Here is a 5,700-nt window from a genome sequence, read left to right as displayed (position 1 = left end):
GCACCGCAGCGTGCGCGGCGTGCTGAACCTGGGCGTTGCGGGCACCTTCGACGTGCTGCGCGCCCCGCTGGGCAGCGCCGTGCTGGCGTCCGCCGAAGTCTGGCCCGAATACGGCCTTGCGGGCGACGACGGCGTGGACCCGCAGGGCATCGCCTTTCCGCAGGCCGAAGGCCCGGCTGGCCCGGTGTGGGATCGCATCGACCTTGCGCCCGAGGTATTGCTCGAGCAGTGGCACCTTGCCATGCCCGTGGGGGCCCGCAGCGGCGTTGCGCTGACCGTGGCCGGAGTTTCCGGCACCCCGGCGCGGGCGCAGGCCATGTGCCGCCGCCACTCCCCGCTGATGGAGAACATGGAGGGCTTTTCCCTTGCCCTGGCCTGCCTGCGCCACAACCTGCCCTTTGCCGAGGTGCGCACCATGTCCAACATCGTGGGCTCGCGCGCGGCAGAGGACTGGGCGCTGGAAGGGGCGCTGGACGCCCTGGGCGCCCTGGCCCGCGAACTTTTTCTGACCGACTGACACAACCTTTTCCGACACACGGACGTTTCGGGCCGCGGCGGCAGCGCCGCACGGCACGCCCGGACGATACACGCAGGCCCATACACGCCGGTACTGGACACGCCCGGCCGCAAGCCCTACGGACATTCCCATGCTGAAGCTCAAAGCCTACCTGGCCACGGAACTGCCGCGCATCAACAAGACGCTCGACGCCGAGGTGGCCGTACTCCATCCGCTGGTGCGCCCCGTGGCCGAACACGTGCTGCGCGCGGGCGGCAAGCGGCTGCGCCCCCTGCTGACCCTGCTTACCGCACGGACCTTGCGAACGGGGGGCGCGGAAGGCGGCGGCCTGTTCCGCAAGGCCTCCGGCCCGGACCTGTACCCGCTGGCCTGTTCCGTGGAGCTGCTGCACTCGGCCACCCTGCTGCACGACGACATCCTGGACGGCGCCGACCTGCGGCGCGGCCTGCCCGCCGCGCACACGGTGTTCGGCCAGACGGAAACCGTGCTGGCCGGTGACGCACTGCTGGCCCTGGCCAACCGCATCGTTGCCCGCTACGGCGATGCACGGCTTACCGAAACCATTGCCGAGGCCATCGTGCAGACGGCCACCGGCGAAATCGTGGAAATCGCCCACCAACGCTCCACCGACCACGGGCACGACACCTACATCGACATCATCACCGGCAAGACCGCGTGGATGCTGCGCGCCTCGTGCGAGTTGGGCGCCCTGGCCGCGCAGGCCCCGGACGATGCCGTGCAGGCCGCCGCCGGGTTCGGCCTGAACCTCGGCATCGCCTTCCAGATCGTGGACGACGCCCTGGACTTCGCCGCCTCATCCAAGGACACCGGCAAGCCCGTGGGCGGCGACCTGCGCGAGGGCAAGCTGACGCCGCCGCTGATCTATTACCTTGAAACACTGACGCCGCAGGAACGCGATGCATTCGTGACGCGGTTCCGGCAAGGCACCTTCGATGATGCCGCGGTGGCCGAGGTGGCGGCAGACCTGCGGGCGCGCGGGTGCGACGCGAAAACGCGCCAACTGGCCGCAAGCTACCTGGACAAGGCATCGGCCTGCCTTGATGCATTGCCCGATACGCCGGAACGTCGTATCCTGCGGCAAAGCATCGACTACGTCCTCAATCGCGGCACGTAGCACCGCAGCGCGGTACCGCCGTGCGTTGCAGACGGAGATGCCGCCCGGAAGCGCGCCGGACGACGCCTGAAACCACGCGGCCCCGCAACGGCAGGCGGGCTCACCGCAGCGCCATGCACCACGCAATCCCCCACACCGGAGGGGCGCATGACTGTTCCGCAGGGTCGGCACATGGCCGACGAAGAAGCCATCAATCGCTGCCTGCAACTCACCTTTCCCCCGGTCATGGTGCAACTGGTGCAGGCACTGGTGGCGCCGTTTCCCGAATTCTCCACCATCGCCCGCATCCTGGCCATGGACCCCATGCTGGCCGCCGCCGTGCTGAACCTGGTAAACTCGCCCTACTACGGGCTGGGCGCCAAGGTTTCCGACCTGCAGCGCGCCGCCACGGTGCTGGGCACCCGCGAAATCCTCAAGCTGGCCCTGTCGCTTTCGTTCCAGAAACGGGTGAGCAGCGAGCTGAAACGCCCCCAGCAGGCCATGTACCAGGACTGGCGACTGGTGGTCTGGTCTTCCATCGCGGCGGAGCAGATCGCCCTGCGGGTGCAGCCCGATACGGCCCACCTGGCCTACCTGGCCTCGCTGCTGAAAGACCTTGCCCTGTTCATGCACCTGTGCTCCGCCGACGAAGACCCGGTGCTGCGCGGCAAGGCCTGCATCACCAGCCTGGAACGCGACCAGCTGTCGCTGGAAAACACCTGCTGGGGCGCCGACCACGCGGCCATGGCCCGCAACATCATCCACCGCTGGGGCCTGCCCGAGGCCATCGCCGAGGCCATCGCCAGCCACCACGACCTGGACGGCGTGGCCCACCACACGCCGCTGACCCAGGCGGTGATCCTGGGCACCCAGTGGGCCGACCTGCTGCACGGCCAGGCCACCCACCCCGCGCTGATCATCCAGTTCGAAATGCTGCTGCGCAGCCGCCTTTCCCTGGACGAGCAGGGGCTGGAAAACCTGCGCGAGGCATGCGCCCAGCGCTTCAAGTCCATGCTGGCGCAACTGGCCATTCAGGACCGCCCGGTGGGCACCCGGCTGTACGAACAGTCGCTGGAAACCCTGCAATCCTTCTATTTCCTGGGGGCAGAGCTGTCGCACGTGGCGGGCGGCCTGCCCTCGCTGGCGGCCACGCTGGGGCGGCAGCTGCGCTGGTACTGGAACGTGCAGCGCTGGGAAGTGGCCCTGCGCGTGCCCGGCAGCGAAGAGTACCTGCTGTTCAGCGGCGACGAGACAACCCCCGCTCCCCGGCAGTCCGGACCCGCCCCCTTCGCCCGACTGCCGTGGCAGGCCGGCCAGGAACGGGTGCCCCTGTCCGCCTCCGGCATCGACTGGGGTCAGTTGCGCCTGCCCAAGGACGCCCTGCCCCCGGCCCGCAAGTCGGCCCTGCTGGTGTACTGCCACTTCATGGCCATGGCGCTGGAAAACTACTATCGCCAGCAGGCCGTGCTGGAGGCCAAGGCCGACACCCTGGACGCCCTGCCTCTGGGCGTGGCCCGTCTGGACCGCGAAGGGCTGCTGGTGGAAGCCAACCGGCGCTTTCTGGACTACGTGGGCCGCAACGACCTGGCCCCCCGCACCCCGGTGCGCCCCCTGCTGTCCGAATCGCTGGGGCTGGACTTCGGCCCGGAGTGGCAGGCCTTCACCAGCGATGGCGGCCCCTCGTTCATCAGCCGCCTGTTCTGCCCCACCGACGCGGCGGGCAAGCGCATGGGCGCGCCCTGCGCCTACGTTTCGCTGCACCGCCGCCGCGACGCCTCGCACGATGACGTGCTGCTGCTGATCGAGGACGTGACGGAAATCTCCGACGTGGACGTGCAGAACCTGCGCCAGCGCGACTTTCTGGAACGGCTGCTCGATTCGATGCAGGAAATCGTGCTCACCGTGGACCGCACGGGGCATATCTCGTGGGCCTCGCGCCGCTGCGCCGGGTTGCGGGGCAAGAACCTGTTCGCCACGTCGCGCCCCTCGGCCACCTTTACCGACACCTGGGACGCGGCCTACCTGTCCGGCTCGTCACCGGCTGCCCCGGTGGAGGCGGTGCTGGAACTGGGCGACGGCAGCATGGGCCTGTTCGAGCTGGTCTTTTCCGCGCTGGACGCGCGCGAGCACGAGGGCCCGGCCTTTCTGGTGGTGGGGCGCGACCTGACCAGCATCCGCCGCCTGGAGGAAAAGGTGAAACAGCAGGCCATGTACGATGGCCTGACCGGGCTGTTCAACCATTCGCAGTTCCACATGATCCTGGAACGCGAAATGGAGCGCAGCCGCCGCACCAACCGCCAGTTGGGGCTGATCTTCTTCGATCTTGACCGATTCAAGGCCATCAACGACACCTATGGTCACCAGGCGGGCGATACCGTGCTGCGCCGCGTGGCGGCGGGCATCAGCGCGGTGGTGCGCAAGGGGATGGACTTTCCCTGCCGCTACGGCGGCGACGAATTTGCCGTGGTGGTCACCGAGGTCACCCCCGAAATCATGGAAGGCCTTGCCCGGCGCATCCGCGAAGGGGTGGTGACCAGTTGCAAGGGTGCCGTGGACCTGAGCATGGGTCTTGCCCTGCTGGCGCCCCCGGACACGGGCGAAAGTCTGGTCCAGCGGGCCGACAGGGCCAGCTATGCCGCCAAGAAGCTGGATGGGGTAAAGGTGCGCTGGGCCGAGTAGGGCGCACACATCACCAACGCCCCCGCGACCATTGCAGGCCGCATGCATAGACAACATCTATGTATGCGGCCTTGTATCATTCAAACAGCCTATTTCACGTAACCTTCCTGCGCTGTTAGCATCCGCTCACACATCATTTCATCCCGTCACCGCTAGGAGGGTGTATGCGCCGTCTTCGTGCCGTCCTGTCCCTGGTCATGATCCTGGCTCTGTGCCTTGCCGCCGCTTCCGCTGGCGCCGCGCCGCTGGATGCCTTTGCGCCCCAATCCGGCATTACTGGTTCCCTGGACATCGCCGGGGGCACCGCGCACATTCCGGTCATGAAGGAAGCCGCCAAACGCATCATGACCGTCAATCCGGCCCTGCGCATCTCGGTGGCGGGTGGCGGTTCCGGCGTGGGCGTGCAGCAGGTGGGCGAAGGGCTGGTGGCCATCGGCAACACCGGGCGCCCCCTCACCGAGGCGGAAGTGCAGAAGTACGGCCTGGTGTCCTTTCCCTTCGCCATCGACGGCGTGGCCGTAGTGGTCAGCCCGGCAAACCCGGTCACCGGCCTGACCGGCAAGCAGGTGGCCGACATCTTCGCGGGCACCGTCACCAACTGGAAGGACGTGGGCGGCAAGGACGCCCCCATCACCCTGTACACCCGCGAGGACGGCAGTGGCACCCGCGAGGTGTTCGTGGAAAAGGCCCTGAAGAAGGGTCCGCAAGCCGCCACGGCCAACGTGGTGAACTCCAACGGCGCCATGAAGACCGCCATCGCCCAGGATCCCAATTCCATCGGCTACGTGGGCATCGGCCACCTGGGCGATAGCATCAAGGGCCTGCATTTCGACGGCATGGTGCCCACGCAGGACAACGCGGCCAGCGGCGCCTACTCCGTCACCCGCAAGCTGTACATGAACACCAGGGGCGCGCCGCAGGGCCTGGCCAAGGCGTTCATCGACTACATCTTCAGCCCCGAAGGGCAGGAGATCACCAAGGCCAGCGGCTACATCCCTCTCGACCGCTAGGTTCCGTGAAGCAGAATCCCGCCGTGCAAGGCCCATCCCGCCCGTCCTGTCCGTCCTGTCCGTCCTGCCCGACCCGCCCGGCCCGCCCGGCCCGCCCGTCGGTTCCGGCAAGGCATGACGCGCGCGCTCCCCTGGCGTTGCGCTGTGCCGCCGCCATCACGGTGCTGGGCATTGCCGCCGTGTTCGGCTTCGTCACCGTGTATGCCCTGCCCGTGCTGCTGAGCGGGCAGGGCCTTGCGGTGCTGTCCTGGCGCTGGCTGCCCGCCGCCGGGCAGTTCGGCATCCTGCCCATGGTTTGCGGCTCGGTGCTGCTGGCCTGTTCGGCCCTGCTGCTGGGCTGGCCGCTGGCCCTTTGCCTGTGCGGCTGGATGCACGGGCTT

At 68.2% G+C, this 5,700-nt stretch carries 4 protein-coding genes and 1 pseudogene; all 5 read left to right on the top strand.

Annotated elements, in window-relative coordinates; translation table 11 throughout:
- Positions 1 to 517 (top strand): futalosine hydrolase (gene mqnB, locus FVW27_RS06615; RefSeq protein ID WP_167123762.1); only part of this gene is annotated, 517 nt, incomplete at its 5' end.
- Between the two features lie 130 nt (positions 518 to 647).
- Positions 648 to 1,652: a polyprenyl synthetase family protein gene (locus FVW27_RS06610; RefSeq protein WP_167123760.1), complete on the top strand. Its 1,005-nt coding sequence runs from the start codon at positions 648 to 650 to the stop codon at positions 1,650 to 1,652.
- A 147-nt stretch (positions 1,653 to 1,799) separates the two neighbouring features.
- A complete protein-coding gene (locus tag FVW27_RS06605; RefSeq protein ID WP_167123759.1) occupies positions 1,800 to 4,310 on the top strand; it encodes a sensor domain-containing diguanylate cyclase in 2,511 nt (836 codons plus the stop codon).
- Positions 4,311 to 4,474: 164 nt separating this feature from the next.
- Entirely contained in the window at positions 4,475 to 5,320 is an 846-nt protein-coding gene (locus FVW27_RS06600; protein WP_167123757.1) for a phosphate ABC transporter substrate-binding protein, read from the top strand.
- Between the two features lie 23 nt (positions 5,321 to 5,343).
- Positions 5,344 to 5,700, top strand: a pseudogene (locus tag FVW27_RS06595) (phosphate ABC transporter permease); the annotation flags it as partial.

It is taken from the genome of Nitratidesulfovibrio liaohensis (assembly GCF_011682075.1).
GTDB lineage: Bacteria > Desulfobacterota > Desulfovibrionia > Desulfovibrionales > Desulfovibrionaceae > Cupidesulfovibrio > Cupidesulfovibrio liaohensis.
Note: the sequence above shows the minus strand (reverse complement) of the source record. Positions and strands in the feature narration are given on the sequence as shown.